The organism is Pseudomonas sp. IT-P12 (assembly GCF_949767465.1).
Taxonomy (GTDB): domain Bacteria; phylum Pseudomonadota; class Gammaproteobacteria; order Pseudomonadales; family Pseudomonadaceae; genus Aquipseudomonas.
In genome coordinates this window covers 231,468-248,235 of sequence record NZ_CATKPY010000026.1, presented here as the reverse complement: position 1 = coordinate 248,235, position 16,768 = coordinate 231,468, and the positions used below count along the sequence as shown (strand labels likewise).

The 16,768-nt window shown below is 63.5% G+C and carries 17 protein-coding genes; 6 read left to right on the top strand and 11 right to left on the bottom strand.

The annotated features are described in order from the left end of the window. Window positions 1-115 precede the first annotated feature (115 nt). Window positions 116-634 (top strand): peptide-methionine (R)-S-oxide reductase MsrB, encoded by a 519-nt coding sequence (msrB, locus tag ACM6IM_RS26330; protein ID WP_414866717.1) that lies wholly within the window; start codon window positions 116-118, stop codon window positions 632-634. Window positions 635-662: 28 nt separating this feature from the next. Then, window positions 663-1,370 carry a peptide-methionine (S)-S-oxide reductase MsrA gene (gene msrA, locus ACM6IM_RS26325; protein ID WP_414866716.1) on the top strand — a complete coding sequence of 236 codons (708 nt, stop codon included), beginning with the start codon at window positions 663-665 and terminating at the stop codon, window positions 1,368-1,370. Between the two features lie 8 nt (window positions 1,371-1,378). Here msrA and ACM6IM_RS26320 read toward each other — a convergent pair whose 3' ends face one another. Together ACM6IM_RS26320 and ACM6IM_RS26315 are read right to left on the bottom strand one after the other, a co-directional pair. Further along, window positions 1,379-2,392 carry a sensor domain-containing diguanylate cyclase gene (locus ACM6IM_RS26320; protein ID WP_192302690.1) on the bottom strand — a complete coding sequence of 338 codons (1,014 nt, stop codon included), beginning with the start codon at window positions 2,390-2,392 and terminating at the stop codon, window positions 1,379-1,381. A gap of 65 nt (window positions 2,393-2,457) precedes the next feature. After that, window positions 2,458-3,363 carry a LysR family transcriptional regulator gene (locus ACM6IM_RS26315; protein WP_414866715.1) on the bottom strand — a complete coding sequence of 302 codons (906 nt, stop codon included), beginning with the start codon at window positions 3,361-3,363 and terminating at the stop codon, window positions 2,458-2,460. 102 nt (window positions 3,364-3,465) lie between these two features. Between ACM6IM_RS26315 and ACM6IM_RS26310 the strand changes: the two genes are divergently transcribed. After that, window positions 3,466-4,641 carry an aspartate aminotransferase family protein gene (locus ACM6IM_RS26310; RefSeq protein WP_414866714.1) on the top strand — a complete coding sequence of 392 codons (1,176 nt, stop codon included), beginning with the start codon at window positions 3,466-3,468 and terminating at the stop codon, window positions 4,639-4,641. A gap of 3 nt (window positions 4,642-4,644) precedes the next feature. On the opposite strand, the gene ACM6IM_RS26305 is transcribed toward ACM6IM_RS26310, so the two are convergent. From ACM6IM_RS26305 to ACM6IM_RS26285, 5 genes are all read right to left on the bottom strand, one after another. Beyond that, window positions 4,645-4,899, bottom strand: a complete 255-nt coding sequence (locus ACM6IM_RS26305) for a Txe/YoeB family addiction module toxin (protein ID WP_414866713.1) — start codon at window positions 4,897-4,899, stop codon at window positions 4,645-4,647. Continuing rightward, window positions 4,896-5,150 carry a type II toxin-antitoxin system prevent-host-death family antitoxin gene (locus tag ACM6IM_RS26300; protein ID WP_371049183.1) on the bottom strand — a complete coding sequence of 85 codons (255 nt, stop codon included), beginning with the start codon at window positions 5,148-5,150 and terminating at the stop codon, window positions 4,896-4,898. Before ACM6IM_RS26300 ends, ACM6IM_RS26305 begins: the two co-directional genes overlap by 4 nt. A gap of 305 nt (window positions 5,151-5,455) precedes the next feature. Continuing rightward, entirely contained in the window at window positions 5,456-7,375 is a 1,920-nt protein-coding gene (locus tag ACM6IM_RS26295; RefSeq protein ID WP_414866712.1) for an alkaline phosphatase D family protein, read from the bottom strand. An 84-nt stretch (window positions 7,376-7,459) separates the two neighbouring features. Further along, window positions 7,460-7,717 (bottom strand): hypothetical protein, encoded by a 258-nt coding sequence (locus ACM6IM_RS26290; protein ID WP_192302674.1) that lies wholly within the window; start codon window positions 7,715-7,717, stop codon window positions 7,460-7,462. Beyond that, window positions 7,707-8,498 (bottom strand): VacJ family lipoprotein, encoded by a 792-nt coding sequence (locus tag ACM6IM_RS26285; protein WP_414866711.1) that lies wholly within the window; start codon window positions 8,496-8,498, stop codon window positions 7,707-7,709. The genes ACM6IM_RS26290 and ACM6IM_RS26285 overlap by 11 nt, the downstream gene beginning before the upstream one ends. Before the next feature lie 168 nt (window positions 8,499-8,666). On the opposite strand from ACM6IM_RS26285, the gene ACM6IM_RS26280 reads away from it, so the two are divergent. From ACM6IM_RS26280 to ACM6IM_RS26270, 3 genes are read left to right on the top strand one after another with little or no spacing between them, the layout of a single operon-like run. Next, on the top strand, window positions 8,667-9,377 hold the full coding sequence (locus tag ACM6IM_RS26280) for a response regulator (RefSeq protein WP_414866710.1): 711 nt from the start codon (window positions 8,667-8,669) through the stop codon (window positions 9,375-9,377). Next, window positions 9,374-10,735: an ATP-binding protein gene (locus tag ACM6IM_RS26275; RefSeq protein ID WP_414866709.1), complete on the top strand. Its 1,362-nt coding sequence runs from the start codon at window positions 9,374-9,376 to the stop codon at window positions 10,733-10,735. Before ACM6IM_RS26280 ends, ACM6IM_RS26275 begins: the two co-directional genes overlap by 4 nt. A 37-nt stretch (window positions 10,736-10,772) precedes the next feature. Then, on the top strand, window positions 10,773-11,225 hold the full coding sequence (locus ACM6IM_RS26270; RefSeq protein ID WP_414866708.1) for a hypothetical protein: 453 nt from the start codon (window positions 10,773-10,775) through the stop codon (window positions 11,223-11,225). A gap of 130 nt (window positions 11,226-11,355) precedes the next feature. On the opposite strand, the gene ACM6IM_RS26265 is transcribed toward ACM6IM_RS26270, so the two are convergent. The 4 genes from ACM6IM_RS26265 to ACM6IM_RS26250 are packed head-to-tail and all read right to left on the bottom strand — an operon-like array spanning window position 11,356 to window position 16,488. Next, a complete protein-coding gene (locus ACM6IM_RS26265) occupies window positions 11,356-11,577 on the bottom strand; it encodes a formate dehydrogenase subunit delta (protein ID WP_371049189.1) in 222 nt (73 codons plus the stop codon). After that, window positions 11,574-14,456, bottom strand: a complete 2,883-nt coding sequence (gene fdhF / locus ACM6IM_RS26260; RefSeq protein ID WP_414866707.1) for a formate dehydrogenase subunit alpha — start codon at window positions 14,454-14,456, stop codon at window positions 11,574-11,576. The genes ACM6IM_RS26265 and fdhF overlap by 4 nt, the downstream gene beginning before the upstream one ends. Further along, window positions 14,453-16,012 (bottom strand): formate dehydrogenase beta subunit, encoded by a 1,560-nt coding sequence (locus tag ACM6IM_RS26255; RefSeq protein WP_414866706.1) that lies wholly within the window; start codon window positions 16,010-16,012, stop codon window positions 14,453-14,455. Before ACM6IM_RS26255 ends, fdhF begins: the two co-directional genes overlap by 4 nt. Further along, on the bottom strand, window positions 16,012-16,488 hold the full coding sequence (locus tag ACM6IM_RS26250; protein ID WP_414866705.1) for a formate dehydrogenase subunit gamma: 477 nt from the start codon (window positions 16,486-16,488) through the stop codon (window positions 16,012-16,014). The genes ACM6IM_RS26255 and ACM6IM_RS26250 overlap by 1 nt, the downstream gene beginning before the upstream one ends. Window positions 16,489-16,768 lie beyond the last annotated feature (280 nt).

Genomic DNA, 16,768 nt, shown 5'->3' with positions numbered 1-16,768 from the left:
GGGTTTTCCAACGCCAGAGTTATCACGAATTGTTTAACTTGCCGTGAGGATTTGGCGATCAACCCAAGCCTAGGCTGTGTTCCACGAAAGGCACTTTGGATAGTGGGAGACGGCCATGTTTTCACGGCGACAATTTCTTCTCGCGGGCGGTGGGCTGGGGGCTGCAGCCCTGGTGGTCGGTGTATTGCCAAAATTTGCCGCCAGCTCGGCACTGCTCGGCACGGCCAATGCCGAGGAGGTGTTCGAGGTGACCCACAGCGACAGCGAGTGGCGTTCCCTGCTCAGTGCCGAGCAATACGAAATCCTGCGCGAGGAAGGCACCGAACGGGCCTACAGCAGCCCGCTGAACAACGAGCACCGTGATGGCACCTTTGCCTGCGCGGGTTGCGACCTGCCGCTGTTTTCATCACAGACCAAGTTCGACAGCCACACCGGTTGGCCGAGTTTCTGGGCGCCGCTGGACAAGGCGGTCGCCACCCGTCAGGACCGCACCTTCGGCATGCTGCGCGAGGCCGTTCATTGCCGGCGCTGCGGCGGTCACCTGGGGCATGTCTTCGATGACGGCCCCAAACCCACCGGCCTGCGTTACTGCATGAACGGCCTGGCCATGACCTTCAAGCCACACGCGGTTTAACCCGCACTTTTCACTCGGAGTCAGCCTCATGAAATCCCTGTTCACCTGGCGTCGTACCTTGTTGGTACTGGCTGCCGCCGGCCTCGTCGGCCAATGCTCGGCGTTTTCCCTGGGCGGCGCCGAAGACGCGGTACTCCTGCCGCCGCCCACCCTTGATGAAAACACCCAGGCCCACAGCGAAACGGCGGTCTTCGCCGGTGGCTGCTTCTGGGGTGTGCAAGGGGTGTTCCAGCATGTCAAAGGCGTGAAGAACGCCGTGTCCGGCTATGCGGGCGGTGCGGCTGACACCGCGCAGTATGAGCGGGTCAGCGAGGGCGATACCGGTCATGCGGAATCGGTCGAGGTCACCTTCGACCCCGCTCAAGTCAGCTATGGAACCCTGCTGCAGATCTACTTTTCCGTGGCGCACAACCCGACCGAACTCAACCGCCAGGGGCCTGACCACGGCACCCAGTATCGCTCGGCGATCTTTGTGCAAAACAGCGAGCAGCAGCGGGTCGCCCAGGCCTACATCGCGCAACTGGGCGCGGCCAAGGCCTTCGACCAGCCGATCGTGACCCGGCTGGAAAGCTACAACGGTTTCTACCCGGCGGAAGAGGAGCATCAGGACTTCCTGACCGAGCACCCGACCTATCCGTACATCGTGATCAACGATCTACCGAAAGTGGCGCAGTTGAAGCAGCTGTATCCGCAGCGCTATCAGGAAAAACCGGTGCTGGTGAAGGCGGGACGCTAGGCCAGGGCTCAGCCGGAAATCACATCCTTGCCCGCCACTTTCGAGCGGTACAACGCCTGGTCGGCCCTGGCCAGCAAGCCGGTCTGCTGTTCTTCGTCGAAGCGCTGGACCACGCCAAAGCTGAGGGTCAGTTGAAAATCGCCCACGGGGGGCAGGTCGGCGAGATTGTGGCGAATGGTTTCGGCGAGGGCCCTGGCCTCGGCCAGGGGCGTGTTGGGCAGGATCATGATGAACTCGTCACCGCCCCAGCGCACCAGCAGGTCGCCTTCGCGCACGCACTGCCTGACCCTTTCCACCACCCGCACCAGTGCCGCATCGCCGAGCGCGTGGCCGTAGTGGTCGTTGATGTTCTTGAAGTCGTCGATGTCCATGGCAATCAGTGACAGCGGCTGACGAAAGCGTTGGGCGCGATCACATTCCTGGGGCAGTGCCGTACTCAAGCGATGGCGGTTGGCGGTGGCGGTCAGTTCGTCGGTTTGCGCCAGCTTGCGGTTTTCCTCGAGCTGCGCCTGCAACTGCCGGTTCACCCGCGACAGTTCCTGAGTGCGCGCTTCAACGAGGGCCTCAAGGGATTCGTTCCTTCGTTCAAGGGCTTCGACCAGGCGTTTCTTGTCCTCGATGCTGCGGTGCGCACCGACCATGCGCGCCACCGAGCCATCGGCATTGCGGGCAATCACGTAGCCCCGGTCTTCGATCCAGATGTAACGGCCATCCTTCGTGCGGCAGCGATACTCGGCCTGATAACCGGCCGAGCGTTGTTCCAGGTAGGCATCGAACAGCGCCATGACTCGCGAATAATCGTCGGGATGCATCACGCTTTCCCAGGTCAACACCGTGTTTTCCAGGGAATGGGGTGTGTAGCCCAGCATTTCGTACCAGCCGGGGTTGCGGTAAACGAATCCGGTATTGGCGTTCCAGTCCCAGATGCCATCGCTCACCAACTGCATGATGGTGTGCAGCATGTCTTCGTTCAAATCAGACAGATTGATCTTCAGCGTTTCAATTTCCGATGCACCATCCATCAACGATCTCCCTGACGAAAGTGATCCGCGTGCCGAGCAGATTAGTCGATGGTGTGTGACGGCGCCTAGTGCTTGCCCCACATCCCGATGGCGAAATCGACGAAGCTGCGCAGTTTCGGCAAACGGTAGCGATCTTGCGCGTACATCAGGCTCATCGGCCGGCTCGGCGGCAGGAAATCCGGGAGCAGGGCCACCAGTCTGCCGTCCTCGAGGTCCTGTTCCACCAGCGCGTCGGGCAGCACCACGATGCCCATCCCGGTCCGCGCCGCCTGGTGCAACCCGGCGGAACTGTTGATCAACATCGGCCCGTTGACCGCCACGGCAGCCTCGCCGTCGGGCCCGCTCAGGCGCCATTGCTTTTCCACCGAGTGCCAGTCGTCGCCGGCCGGGTAGGCGAATGACAGGCAATCGTGGTGTTGCAGGTCATCCGAGGATTGCGGGGTGCCGCGCCGCGCCAGATAGCCCGGTGAGGCGCACATGGTCAGCGGGTAGTCCACGAGCGGGCGGGCGATCAGGTTGGTCTGTTCCATGTGGCCCAGGCGGAATGCCACGTCGAAGCCGTTTTCCAGCAGGTCCGGGCGGCGGTTGGTCAGCACCACGTCGAGTTTGACCCGTGGGCACAGCAGGGCGAACTCGCTCAGGGCCGGCGCCAGTTTTTCCGTGCCGAACGTCAGCGGTGCGGTGATCCGCAGGGTGCCGCTGGGCTCATCCAGCGCCTGCTCGGCCAGACGCTCGGACTCGGCCACCATGCCCAGCACTTCCAGGCAACGCTGGTAGTACGCGGTACCGAATTCCGTCAGGCGCTGGCGCCGCGTCGTACGGTTGAGCAAGCGTACGCCCAGGCGTTGCTCCAGCGCCCGCAAGTGATTGCCGACCATGGTGGTGGAGATCTCGCAGTGCAGCGCGGCGGCGGTCAAGCTGCCGGTTTCCACCACCTTGACGTAAACGGTCATTGCCTGGAACAGATCCATTATCAAGCCTGACTTTAAAATGATTGAAGTTTTGCGCAGTTTATCCAGTTCAGGTGGCTAACCATACTGCGAAAAACACCCACCCCGCTGGAGTCTGATGTCATGACCGCCGCCTGCCTGATGAGCACTTACCAACCACTGGCCTTGAGCTTCAGCCGAGGGCTGGGCACGCGTCTGTGGGATCAGGCGGGACGAGAATACCTGGACGCGGTGGCGGGGGTGGCGGTGACCAACGTCGGCCATTCCCACCCCCGGATCGTCTCCGCCATCAGCGAACAGGCAGGCCTGCTGCTGCACACCTCCAACCTCTACAGCATCGACTGGCAACAGCAACTGGCGCAGAAACTGACCCGGTTGGCGGACATGGAGCGGGTGTTCTTCAACAACTCCGGTGCCGAAGCCAACGAAACCGCGTTGAAGCTGGCGCGCCTGCATGGCTGGCACAAGGGCATTGAACAGCCGCTGGTGGTGGTCATGGAAAACGCCTTCCATGGCCGCACCCTCGGCACCTTGTCCGCCAGCGATGGCCCGGCGGTGCGCCTGGGCTACAACAAGCTGCCGGGGGATTTCGTCAAAGTGCCTTTCGGCGACCTCAAGGCGCTGGACCGCGTGCAACAGGCCCACGGCCCGAGCATCGCGGCGATCCTGATGGAACCGATCCAGGGCGAAAGCGGCGTGCAACCGGCACCGCCGGGTTACCTCAAGGCCTTGCGCGAGCTGTGCAACCGGCATGGCTGGCTGCTGATGCTCGACGAAATCCAGACCGGTATCGGTCGCACCGGGCAGTGGTTCGCCTTTCAGCATGAAGGCATCGTGCCGGACGTGATGACCCTGGCCAAAGGCCTCGGCAATGGCATCCCCATCGGCGCCTGCCTGGCCCGGGGCCGGGCTGCCGAGCTGTTCACCCCCGGCAGCCACGGCAGCACGTTCGGCGGCAATCCACTGGCCTGCCGCGTCGGTTGCACCGTGCTGGACATTATCGAGGAACAAGGGCTGCGGGAGAACGCGAGGGTGCAGGGCGAACGCCTGTTGGAGAAATTGCGCATCGAACTGGCCGGCGACCCCAACGTCCTGGCCATTCGCGGCCAGGGCCTGATGATCGGTATCGAACTCAAGCAAGCGATCCGCGACCTGGCCCTGATCGCCGCCCGCGATCACGGCTTGCTGATCAACGTGACCCGCGGCAAGACCATCCGCCTGCTGCCGCCATTGACCCTCGACGAGCGTGAAGTGGAGATGATTGTCAGAGGGGTGGGGCGGGTGGTGCGGGAGGCTTGAGGTTCAATAATGATATCTGCACATGACAATGCAGATTTCACCTTCCTCAATGGCGTAGACCAACCTGTGCTCGGCCGTAATCCGGCGCGACCAGAAGCCGCTGAAATTGTGTTTGAGCGGCTCTGGTTTTCCCAGGCCATCGAAGGGTTCGCGCTGAATGGATTTGATCAGCAGGTTGATTCGCTTGAGCCCGGCCCTGTCGTTTTGTTGGAACCACAAATAGTCTTCCCAACCTTCGGGAGTGAATTCGATCTTCATTCTTCGATAAGTTGCCGGGTTTTGGTTTTCCCTGCGCGCAGGCTACCAATCGATTTGATCAGGCGTTCAGCATTGGCTGGAGATCGCAGCAGGTAAGCAGTCTCTTCGAGAGCGTTGTACTCCGCCAGGGACATCATCACCACCGGCTCGCCTTTCTGGCGTGTGACCAACAAGGGAGCACGATCCTCGTTGACCCTGTCCATGGTTTCGGCAAGGTGCGCGCGTGCGGTGGTGTAGTTGATGGTTTGCATGTTGTGGTCCTCGCTCAATGCGATGACCGTACAGAAACGTGTACAGGTTGACAAGGCGATACCTACCAGTGGTTGCTACGCAGACGACGTATCTGCGTTTGTACTGAAGTATCGCTGAAGCCGCTTCGAGACGTTTCTGTGACTGATGTAGTCCTGGTCTCAGAGTGAGGTCGCCCGCAGGAACGGGCTTGCTCGCGATGGTCGATAAGGACTACACGGGCTGCCTGAATACCTGCGCGCCTGGGTGTTTTTCGCGAGCAGGCTCGCTCCCACAGGGTTGTAGGCAGAGGATTGGGGGCGGGGCTTCAGTCCTGCGGCTGGGGCGCGACCATCCGGGTTTTCGGCGAGCCATCGGCGTTGAGCTGGAAGATATCCTGAGGCTGGCCCTGTTCGTTGAAGAACACCTGGCCGATGCCCGCCGAATTCCACAACCGCTCGCCCATTTCCGCGTGCTCCGGTACATGCGGCACGATGCGCATCAGCCGGCGTTTGGTCAGCCAGTTCAGGGGTGAGCGCGGCGAGTAAAGCCAGCGGTTGAGGCGGTCGAACCATTCCAGCAGGCTCGGTGGAAATTCGTTCTTGATGCCGCTGCTGGTGATCTGCCAGATCCTCGGACCGGCCTTGCGGTGGCGGATCAAGACCTCGTAGACGAAGGAATAATGCACGTCGCCTGACAGCACCACGTAATTACCCGGTGTGCGCGAGTGTCGGAAAATGTTCAGGATCACCTGCGCTGCGCCGCGATGGGCCATCCAGTTTTCGGCGTCCACCAGCAGCGGGTGACCGAACCAGCTGAACACCCGCTGCACGGTCTCGATCAGCTTCACGCCGAACACCGGGGCCGGCGAAACGATGATCGCCGACGGATGATCGAGCAGTTCCTGTTGCAGCTCGCAGAGGGCTTCCCAGTCCAGCAGGCCGGAGGGTTGCTTGAGGTTCATTTCGCTGCGCCAGCGCCGGGTGCGGGTGTCGAGCACCACCATCGCCGGGGTGGTGGGCAGCACGTAATGCCAGTGCTGGAACTTCAGCAGCTCGTCGATCAACGCATCTTGCACCGGGCTGTCGAGGTAGCCGTCCTGCCCGGTGGCGATGACACCGCCGGCCCTTTGCAGCAGGGCGCCGAAGGCATCCGGGTTGTTACCCCAGCCCTGACACAGCAGGTAGGCGATCAACGCGTTGCCGATGATGCGCTTGGAGAACGGGTGGCCGTAGGCCGTTTCCTCCCATTGCGCGGAAAGGTTCCAGTCATCGGTAATGTCGTGATCGTCGAAAATCATCAGGCACGGCAGATGCGCAAAAGCCCGCGCGACGCCACCCAGACCGGCCTTGAAGGCATCGATGCGCGTCTGCTCCAGGGCATAACGTTCACGGCGTTCGGGAATCAGCTTCGGCGGTTTGGGCGCGATCAGCGTCCAGGGCGTCGGCGACCACACCAGCAGGTACATGGCCATGACTTCGGCAAACGTCACCAGGTGGTTGTCGGCACTGCTGCTGGTGAAAATCGGCTTGCGCGCGCCACCGAAAAATCGCTCGCGCAGGGTTTCGTTGCTTTGCAGGGCCGGTAACAAATCCGCACGGTGGTAGTAACTGGCCGGGTGCTCGTAGAGCTTGGCGCTGTCGCTCACCACCGCGCCTTCGAGGTGTTCGCCGAACAGCCCCAAGCGCTCGATCAACGCATGGATCGCCCGCAGCATCGGCCCCGCGACATCGTCGGCATACACCTGGTCGCCGCTCATCATCAACAGCGCCGGGCGCTCCGTCGCGGCGTGCTCGGACGCCAGCAACTGATCGACGCAGAGCAAGCCGTCCACCGCCGGGTAGTGCGGTTTGCGGCATGAGCCGTGCAGCAACTGGTCGATCCGCGAGCGCAGGACGAAATTCGGGCGGCCCGCTCCAGCGTACAGCAGGTGCGGCGCCCATTCGGCCATGCCGCTCACGTCGTCGATCAGCAGGTCATACTCAATCAGCGTGTCGCACGGCAGTGGCGTGTCCAGCGGCACGTCGATCAAGTGGACGAACGCGTGAGCGCCGACCGGTATGACGGTGCACTGTTCGGCATCCAGGCGAACATCGTCACGGTGTTGCAGACGCAGCGTCAGCGCCAATGCCCGGCTTGCCACCAGCCACATCACCAGCCGTGAAGGCTCCAGCCGCCGCAACAGCGGGCCGGCCAGGACGGGAGGCAGGGGTTGATCAGCGGCGAGGGTTGGCAAAGGCATCGACATCCGGGTTCTTCGTACACAGAAACGCAGGATGATAACGCAGCCGATGTCAATGAAACGTAACGGGCTTGAAGACATCGGTCGCTGTCACGAACCGGGTGTTTTCGCCACCTCGACCTCGCCATGGGCCACCAGCCAGCGAAACAGATCGCTCACCGACACCGTATGGCTACGCTCGATCCAGCGCACCAGCGCCGGGCCGTAATGCTCGGTATAGCGGCTGAGCACCAGTTGCCGGCAATCCGGCGACAAGCGCAGGGTGATTTCGCGGCATTGCAACGTGGCTGGATCACGCCAGGTCACCCGCTGCTGCAGAATCAGGCTGTTGCCGGTTTCAGAACCCATCGTTCGGTGCTCCTGTGCAGTGAGGTGGGGTCTGGTCGGGCGAGCCTTGCCTGCCTTCCAGCACGTACGCCGCTCGGTGCTCGGCGACCACGTTGCGCAAGGCGCTGTAGTAGTCCGGCAGTTTTTTCAGGCTGTCGGTCAGTGGCAGGGCCTCGGCGCGACCATCGACGATGCCGCCGACCGTGTCGACGGTGGACAGGGTGTCCACGGTGTCGCTGTTGTTGCCGAACGGACTCACCACAAAGTTCAGCACCCGGCCGGCGGCATCCCGGCTGTTGGAGGTGCCGAACAGCGGCAATTCGACAATCGGGCCATTGCCGATGCCCCATACGCCGAAGGTCTGGCCGAAGTCGGCGTCGTGGCGGGCGATGCCCAGCTTGCCGGAGACGTCGATCAAGCCCAGCACGCCAACGGTGGTGTTGAGCACGAAACGCCCCAGGGTGTTGACCGAGCGCCGCGGGTTGCCTTGCAACAGGTCATTGATGAATACCTTGGGCTCGCCGAAGTTGGCGACGAAGTTATGCACACCGGTCTGGAAAAAATCCGGCGTGTACCGATAGCCACGGGCGACCGGCGCCAGGGCGTAGTCATCCACCACCCGGTTGAACGCGAAGAGGCCACGGTTGACCGGTTCTGCCGGGTCGTACACGGAATAGGCGATGTCGGCGCAACTGACGTCGGCGGTGGACGGCGACTGGCTGCTGCAACCTGCCAGCCCGGCGGTCAGCAGGGCAATCGAAGTGGTGCGGGTCAGCCACGGAGCACATTTTGAAGGCAACATGAACGCAGGTCTCGGAAGGAATTCGCCGTGATCCTGAGCCCCATGCCTTGCGCAAAGATGTCCGGTTTATTGCGCCGCTGACGTTTTGTTGCACGATTGAAATATATGACGCGCCGCCGTGAATGGTTTTAGATGACGGCTCCTTTCGCGCCCTTGAAGTGAGCCTTGGTGAACAGCCTGTTAATCGTCGACGACGATGTCGAAGTCCTCGATCTGCTGAAAAAATTCTTCGTCCAGCACGGCTACGGCGTTGAAGTCGCCAGTGACGGCGCGTCGCTGTGGGCGGCCATCGAACGCCAGACGCCGGACCTGATCATTCTTGATGTGATGTTGCCCGGCGACAGCGGGCTGATCCTGTGCCAGCAGTTGCGCATGCGGTACGCCCTCCCGGTGATCATGCTCACCGCCATGGGTGAACTCAGCGACCGCGTGGTCGGGCTGGAACTGGGCGCCGACGATTACCTGACCAAGCCCTTCGATGCCCGCGAACTGTTGGCCCGGGTGCGTGCGGTGCTGCGCCGGGTGGACGAGCGCCGCCCGCTGGCCCAGGAACGGCCACGGCCGCTGATCGATTTCGCCGACTGGCACCTGGACGTCACGCGCCGTGAACTGCGCTCGCCGGACAACGTGATGATCCCGCTCTCGGCCGGCGAGTTCGACTTGCTGCTGGTGTTCGTCGAACACCCGCAGCGCATCCTCACCCGGGAGCAATTGCTGGACCTGGCGCGCGGGCAGCGTCACGACGCCTTCGATCGCAGCATCGACGTGCAAGTCAGCCGCCTGCGGCGCAAGCTGGAGTCCGACACCAAACGCCCGGCGATGATTCGTACCGTGCGCAACGGCGGTTACCTGTTCACCCCCAGCGTGACACGGCGATGAACGGGCTGAAGCGGATTCGCCGGGACACCGTGGCGCGCTGGATCGCCTTGACCATCATACTGGCCATGTTGATTTCACTGGCGCTCAACGGCCTGTTTATCCAGTTGGCCGGGGTCTGGGCGCGCCCGCCATTGACCGAGACCGGACTGCTGGAAAAAGCGGCCGCCGTCACCCGCGTGATCGATGCCGCCCCGGCCGTGCAACGGGGCAAGTTGGCCAGCGCCGCCAGCGAAGACGGTTTCATCGTCACCTGGCACCCCGACCGACAGACGATCAAGGTGCCCCCGGTGGATGACCCGATATCCGAGGAAGGCTCGAACATCCTGCAACCTCTGCTCAAGTCGGCGGGGCGGCACGTCGAGGCCTATGAGCCCAGCGACTGGCCCGAGCCCTCGCCGGACGCCCGCTACATGCTGTTGATCGAGTTGTCCGACGCCTCGTGGCTGATGTTCTCGCCGCCCACTCGCAGTTGGGGCCTCGACGAGACGCCGCGCTACCTGATCGTGGTCCTGCTGGTACTGATTTCCACGGCGCTTGTCGCCCTGATCGCCACCCGGCGCCTCGCCACCCCGTTGCAACACTTCACCGAAGGCGCCCGCCGTTTCGGCGCGGACTTTCGCGCCCCGCCCATCGAACCCCTCGGTCCCCAGGAAATCCGCCAGGCGATTCTCGCGTTCAACGCGATGCAGGCCCAGTTGCAACACTTCATCCGCGACCGCACGCAAATGCTCGCCGCCATCTCCCACGACCTGCGCGCCCCCCTGACACGCATGCGCTTGCGCGGCGAATTCATCGAAGACGCCGAGCAGCAGCGACGGCTGTTTCGTGATGTGGATGAAATGCAGGCCATGATCAATTCGGCGCTGGAGTTTTTCCGCGATGATGCGCGACTGGAACCGGCGACCCAGTTCGACCTGGCGGAGCTGCTGCACACCTTGCTGGATGACTATCGCGATCAGGGGGTGGAGATTGACTTCAATGGCCCGCAACGGCTGGTGTACTTCGGCCGGCCGCTGGGGCTTAAGCGGGTGATGACCAACCTGCTGGATAACGCCATCAAGTACGGCAGTGAACCGAAGATCGAGTGGCTGGCCGCAAGTGAGCAGGTGCGGATCGACGTGCTGGATCGCGGCCCGGGCATTGCGCAGGACAGTCTGGAGCAGGTGTTCGTCCCGTTCTTTCGCGTGGAAGGCTCGCGTAACAAAAGCACCGGCGGCGTCGGTTTGGGGTTGTCGGCGGCACGGGCGATTGTGCTGGAGCATGGAGGGGAACTGACATTGCGCAATCGGTCAGCGGGCGGGTTGTCAGCGCGGGTGGTGTTACCGGTGCACCCGAGCGCAGGTTTCGAACTACAGTGAAGCATCCGGGCAACGTGTTGATCAGAGGAGAGCGTGTGTGAACAAAACCATCCTGTCGGCCCTGGCCATCTTGCTGCTGGCGCAATCACCGGCCTACGCCATCAACGACAAGTACCGCAAACAACTGGAGCAGTCGGGTTGCACCCAGGTGAGTGAGCTCGAGGGCTGCGATATCCACAAGTCCAAAGCCGAGAACGCCAAGGCCGGGTTCAGCAACCCCGCAACGGGCAGCGCCAACACCCAGACGCCCTACGCCGGGCAATGGGTCGCCAAGAGCACGGCCGGCGCAACCGTGGCCACCATTCGTATCGATGCCAAGGAGCAGGTCTGGGTCAACGGCCAGCGGGTCAATGCCAAACGCACCGATGGCGCGCTGCAATTCAAGCAAGGCAAGCTCACCTTCACTCTTCAAGGCGACCGACGCCTGGTGGGGGAGGATTACTGGACCGACAGCGATGCCGGCACCAAGGGGCCGATCGAAATCGAATAACCCCGCCCGTGGGAGCGGGTGTCTCATGTGGGAGCGTGCCTGCTCGCGCTGAGTGTCCGGGCAACGCGGGCATTGGGACTGCCCGCGTTATCGGTGACGCCATCGCGAGCAAGCTCGCTCCCACAGGTGTTCAGGCCTTCCAGCCCGCCTCGCTCACCGCTGTCTGCACCAACGGATGCAAATCCGCCCCCTGATGCTCCGTCTGCCAGGCCAGCAGCTCCATGCGCATGCCCGGCGTCCAGAACATCTGCAGGTGGTTGCGCACGCTGAGCACGGCTTGCTGCTGGTCCGGTTCGTTGGCGAAATACAGGGCGATCTGGTTCGCCATCTTGATCAGGTTGGCCGTGCTCATCGGCGCACCTCCGCTTTATCGCCCCGAGCCTGACGGCGTTCCTTGAGCAAACGGTCCTGCTCATCGCTGAAGGCCTGGTAGCGTTTTTGCCACTCGGAAGGGTGGTAGACGCGGCTGACTTCCACGGCCGTGACCTTGTACTCAGGACAGTTGGTCGCCCAGTCCGAGTTGTCGGTGGTGATGACGTTGGCACCCGACTCAGGGAAGTGGAAGGTGGTGTACACCACGCCCGGGGCCACGCGTTCGGTTACCCGTGCGCGCAACACGGTCTGCCCGGCGCGGCTGCCGATGCCCACCCAGTCGCCTTCGTTGATGCCACGGCTCTCGGCGTCGGTCGGGTGGATTTCCAGGCGGTCTTCGTCATGCCAGGCGACGTTCTCGGTGCGCCGGGTCTGCGCGCCGACGTTGTACTGGCTGAGGATGCGCCCGGTGGTCAGCAGCAGGGGATAGCGGTTGTTGACCTTCTCTTCGGTCGCCACATACCCGGTGAGCATGAAACGCCCCTTGCCGCGCACGAACTGCTCGATGTGCATGGTCGGCGTGCCGTCCGGTGCCGCCGCGTTGCACGGCCATTGCAGGCTGCCGTGGCGGTCCAGTTCGGCGTAGCTGACGTTGGTGAAGGTCGGCGTCAGGCTGGCGATTTCATCCATGATTTCTGACGGGTGCCGGTAGTTCATCGGGTAACCCAGGGCGTGCGCCAGGGCCACGGTGCCTTCCCAGTCGGCCTTGCCGCCCAGCGGTTCCATCACCTTGCGCACCCGCGAGATACGTCGCTCGGCGTTGGTGAAGGTGCCGTCCTTTTCCAGGAACGAACTGCCCGGCAAGAACACATGGGCGAACTTGGCGGTTTCGTTGAGGAAAATGTCCTGCACCACCACGCACTCCATGGCCGACAGGGCCGCCGTGACGTGCTGGGTGTTCGGGTCGCTCTGGGCGATGTCTTCGCCCTGGCAGTACAGACCTTTGAAATGGCCGGCCAGCGCCGACTCGAACATGTTGGGAATACGCAGGCCCGGATCGGGTTGCAGCGTGACGTTCCACGCCTGTTCGAATTGCGTGCGCACCTCCACATTGGAAATGTGCCGGTAGCCGGGCAACTCGTGGGGAAAGGAGCCCATGTCACAGGAGCCCTGCACGTTGTTCTGCCCGCGCAGCGGGTTCACGCCCACGCCTTCGCGGCCGATGTTGCCGGTGGCCATGGCCAGGTTGGCGATGCCCATCACCGAGGTGCTGCCCTGGCTGTGCTCGGTCACGCCCAGGCCATAATAGATCGCCGCGTTGCCGCCGGTGGCGTACAGCCGGGCCGCCGCGCGGATGTCGGCCGCCGCCACGCCGCAGATCGGCCCCAGCACTTCCGGCGAGTTTTCCGCGCGGCTGACGAACTCGCTCCAGCGGGCGAAATCGCTGCCCTCGCAACGGGCGTCGATGAACGCCTGATCCTGCAGGCCTTCGGTGATGATGGTGTGGGCCAGGGCGTTGAGCATGGCGACGTTGGTGCCCGGACGCAGCGCCAGGTGCAGTTCGGCGCGGGCGTGCACCGAATCCACCAGGTCGATGCGCCGTGGGTCGATGACGATCAGGCGCGCGCCTTCACGCAGGCGACGCTTGAGCTGCGAGCCAAACACCGGGTGCGCGTCGCTCGGGTTGGCACCCATCACCAGAATCACATCGGCCTGCATCACCGAATCGAAACTCTGGGTGCCCGCCGATTCGCCCAGGGTTTGTTTCAAACCATAGCCGGTGGGCGAGTGGCAGACCCGCGCGCAGGTGTCGACGTTGTTGTTGCCGAACGCTGCGCGCACCAGTTTCTGTACCAGGTAGGTTTCTTCGTTGGTGCAGCGGCTGGAAGTGATGCCGCCGATGGAGTCGCGGCCGTATTTTTGCTGCAGGCGCCGGAACTCGCTGGCGGCGTAGGTCACCGCTTCGTCCCAGCTGACTTCCTGCCACGGATCGCTGATGTGTTTGCGGATCATCGGCTTGGTGATGCGATCCGGGTGAGTGGCGTAGCCCCAGGCAAAGCGTCCCTTGACGCAGGAGTGGCCGTGGTTGGCCTGGCCGTTCTTGTCCGGCACCATGCGCACCAGCTGGTCGCCCTTCATCTCGGCGCGGAACGAACAGCCCACCCCGCAATAGGCGCAGGTGGTGATCACGCTGCGTTCCGGCTGGCCCATCTCGACCACGCTTTTTTCCATCAGCGTCGCGGTCGGGCAGGCCTGCACGCAGGCACCGCAGGACACGCATTCGGAGTCGAGGAAGTTCTCGCCACCGGCCGCCGAAATCCGCGATTCGAAACCGCGCCCGGTCACGGTCAGGGCAAAGGTGCCCTGGGTTTCCTCGCAGGCGCGCACGCAGCGGTTGCAGACGATGCACTTGCTCGGGTCGTAGTCGAAATACGGGTTGGAGGTGTCCTTGACGTCGGCCAGGTGGTTCTCGCCTTCATAGCCGTAACGCACCTCGCGCAGGCCGACCTGGCCGGCCACGGTCTGCAGCTCGCAGTTGCCGTTGGCCGAGCAGGTCAGGCAATCGAGCGGGTGGTCGGAGATGTACAGCTCCATGACGTTGCGGCGCAGGGTCGCCAGTTTTGGCGTCTGGGTGTGCACCGTCATGCCTTCGCTGACCGGTGTGGTGCAGGACGCCGGATAACCGCGCATGCCGTCGATTTCCACCAGGCACATGCGGCAGGAGCCGAAGGCTTCCAGGCTGTCGGTGGCACAGAGTTTCGGAATGGTGGTGCCCATCAGTGCGGCGGCGCGCATCACCGAAGTGCCTTCGGGCACGCTGATGCTGCGGCCATCGATGTTCAGGGTCACTTGCACCTGGCTGTCGCGGGCCGGCGTGCCCAGGTCGATATCGGTGTTCGGGTCGAAGAGAGTGATCATTGCTCGGCCTCCGAGGCGTGCAGACCGAAGTCGGCAGGGAAATACTTGAGGGCGCTGACCACCGGGAAGGGGGCCATGCCGCCCAGGGCGCACAGCGAACCGTATTGCATCGTGTCGCACAGGTCCTTGAGGATGATCGCCTGCTCATCGCGACCGCTTTGGTCCGGGGCCGCCAACAAGCGATCGATCACCTCCACGCCCCGGGTCGAGCCGATGCGGCATGGCGTGCACTTGCCACAGGATTCCTCGGCGCAGAACTGCAGGGCGAAGCGCGCCATGTGCGCCATGTCCAGGCTGTCGTCCGCCACCACCACACCGCCGTGACCGAGCATCGCGCCGATGGCGGCAAACGCTTCGTAATCCAGCGGCGTGTCGAACTGCGAGGGCGGCACCCAGGCCCCCAGCGGTCCACCGACCTGTGCCGCTTTCAGCGGTCGGCCACTGGCCGTGCCGCCGCCGTAGTCTTCCACCAGTTCGCGCAGGGTCAGGCCGAATGCCCGCTCCACCAGGCCGCCGCGACGAATATTGCCCGCCAGTTGAAACGGCATGGTGCCCAGGGAACGGCCCATGCCGTAATCGCGATAGAACTGCGCGCCCTTGGCCAGAATCAGCGGCACCGAGGCCAGCGTCAGCACGTTGTGCACCAGCGTCGGCAGGCCGAACAGGCCTTTGAGCGCCGGAATCGGCGGCTTGGCGCGCACGTAGCCGCGCTTGCCCTCCAGCGAATCCAGCAGCGCGGTTTCTTCCCCGCAGATGTACGCACCGGCCCCGACCCGCACTTCCAGGTCGAAGGCCTGGCCGCTGCCGCCGACATTGGCCCCCAGGTAACCGGCGGTGCGTGCGATGTTCAGCGCCTGGCGCAACACGGCCACGGCATCCGGGTATTCCGAGCGCACATAGATGTAGCCGTAGGTCGCCCCCACGCAGAGGCCGGCAATTGCCATGCCTTCGATCAGCAGGAAGGGATCGCCTTCCATCAACATGCGGTCGGCGAAGGTGCCGGAGTCGCCTTCGTCGGCGTTGCACACAATGTACTTCTGCGCCGCCTCGGTGTTGCGCACCGTGCGCCACTTGATCCCCGCCGGAAACGCCGCGCCACCCCGGCCACGCAGGCCGGAGTCGAACACCGCCGTCGCGGTCTGCTCACCGCCCAGCGCCACGGCCCGGGCCAGGCCCTCGAAACCGCCATGGGCGCGGTAATCGTCCAGCGACAATGGCCGGGTGATCCCGGCGCGGGCGAACAGCAGGCGCTGTTGCGTCTTCAGATAAGGCAATTGCTCCACCAGCCCCAGGGCCAATGGATGTTGAAACGTCGGGTCTTGCAGCGCATCGAGCACCGACGGCACGTCGGCAGCGGTCAGCGGCCCAAAGCCGATACGGCCTTGCGGGCTGTCCACTTCCAGCAAGGGCTCCAGCCAGTACAGGCCACGGGAGCTGGTGCGTTGCAGCTCCAGCGGCAGGTGGCGTTCGGTGGCCTGGGTGATCAGCGCCGTGGACACCTCATCGGCCCCCACGGCGCGGGCCAGGGAGTCGGCAGGCAGATAAAGAATTGGCATCACGCGTCCTCCCGGCAAGCATCGAGCAGGGCATCCAGACGCTCGGCACTGAGCCGCGCATGCACCCGGCCATCGAGCTCCAGGGCCGGCGAACAGGCGCAGGCACCCAGGCAATACACCGGCCGCAGACTGATGTGGCCGTCGGCGCTGCTGCCGTGGTCATCCAGTTGCAGGCGCTCGCGCAACTGCGCGGCCAACTGCTCGGCACCGCGGCTCTGGCACGACTCGGCGCGGCACAAGCGCAGGATATGGCGGGCCGGCGGCGCGGTACGGAAGTCATGGTAGAAACTGATCACCCCGCGAACCTCGGCCTGGCTCTGGTTCAGCGCGTGGGCAATCTCGGGGACGGCGACATCGGGGATGTAGCCGATGCGCTCCTGAATATCATGCAGCAGCGGCAACAGCGCACCCGCAGAGCCCGCATGGCGCTCCAGCAAGCTGTTGACCACAGACAGGTGCAAACTCTCATCAGGCATTCCAGCAATCCTCACGGTCACGGACGAACCAGATGGTTGTCGGTTGTCCGAAAGTGTCGGCTGCGGCACTCACACCACGTCACGGTATCGTGGCATTTTCAGGCCGTTGGCCAGGGCACCCTGAATGGGCATCTTGTTGTGCCCGACACGGTCTTCGCCGCGCCTCCAAAGGGCATAAAAGGCAGAGTGCCACGGCGCCCTGGGTTTAAACGCACCAAAGCGACGTGTTCAGTTCTGTCTACGACTCTCCTTTGAGTCTAGATGAGAGACGCCCAAGGCG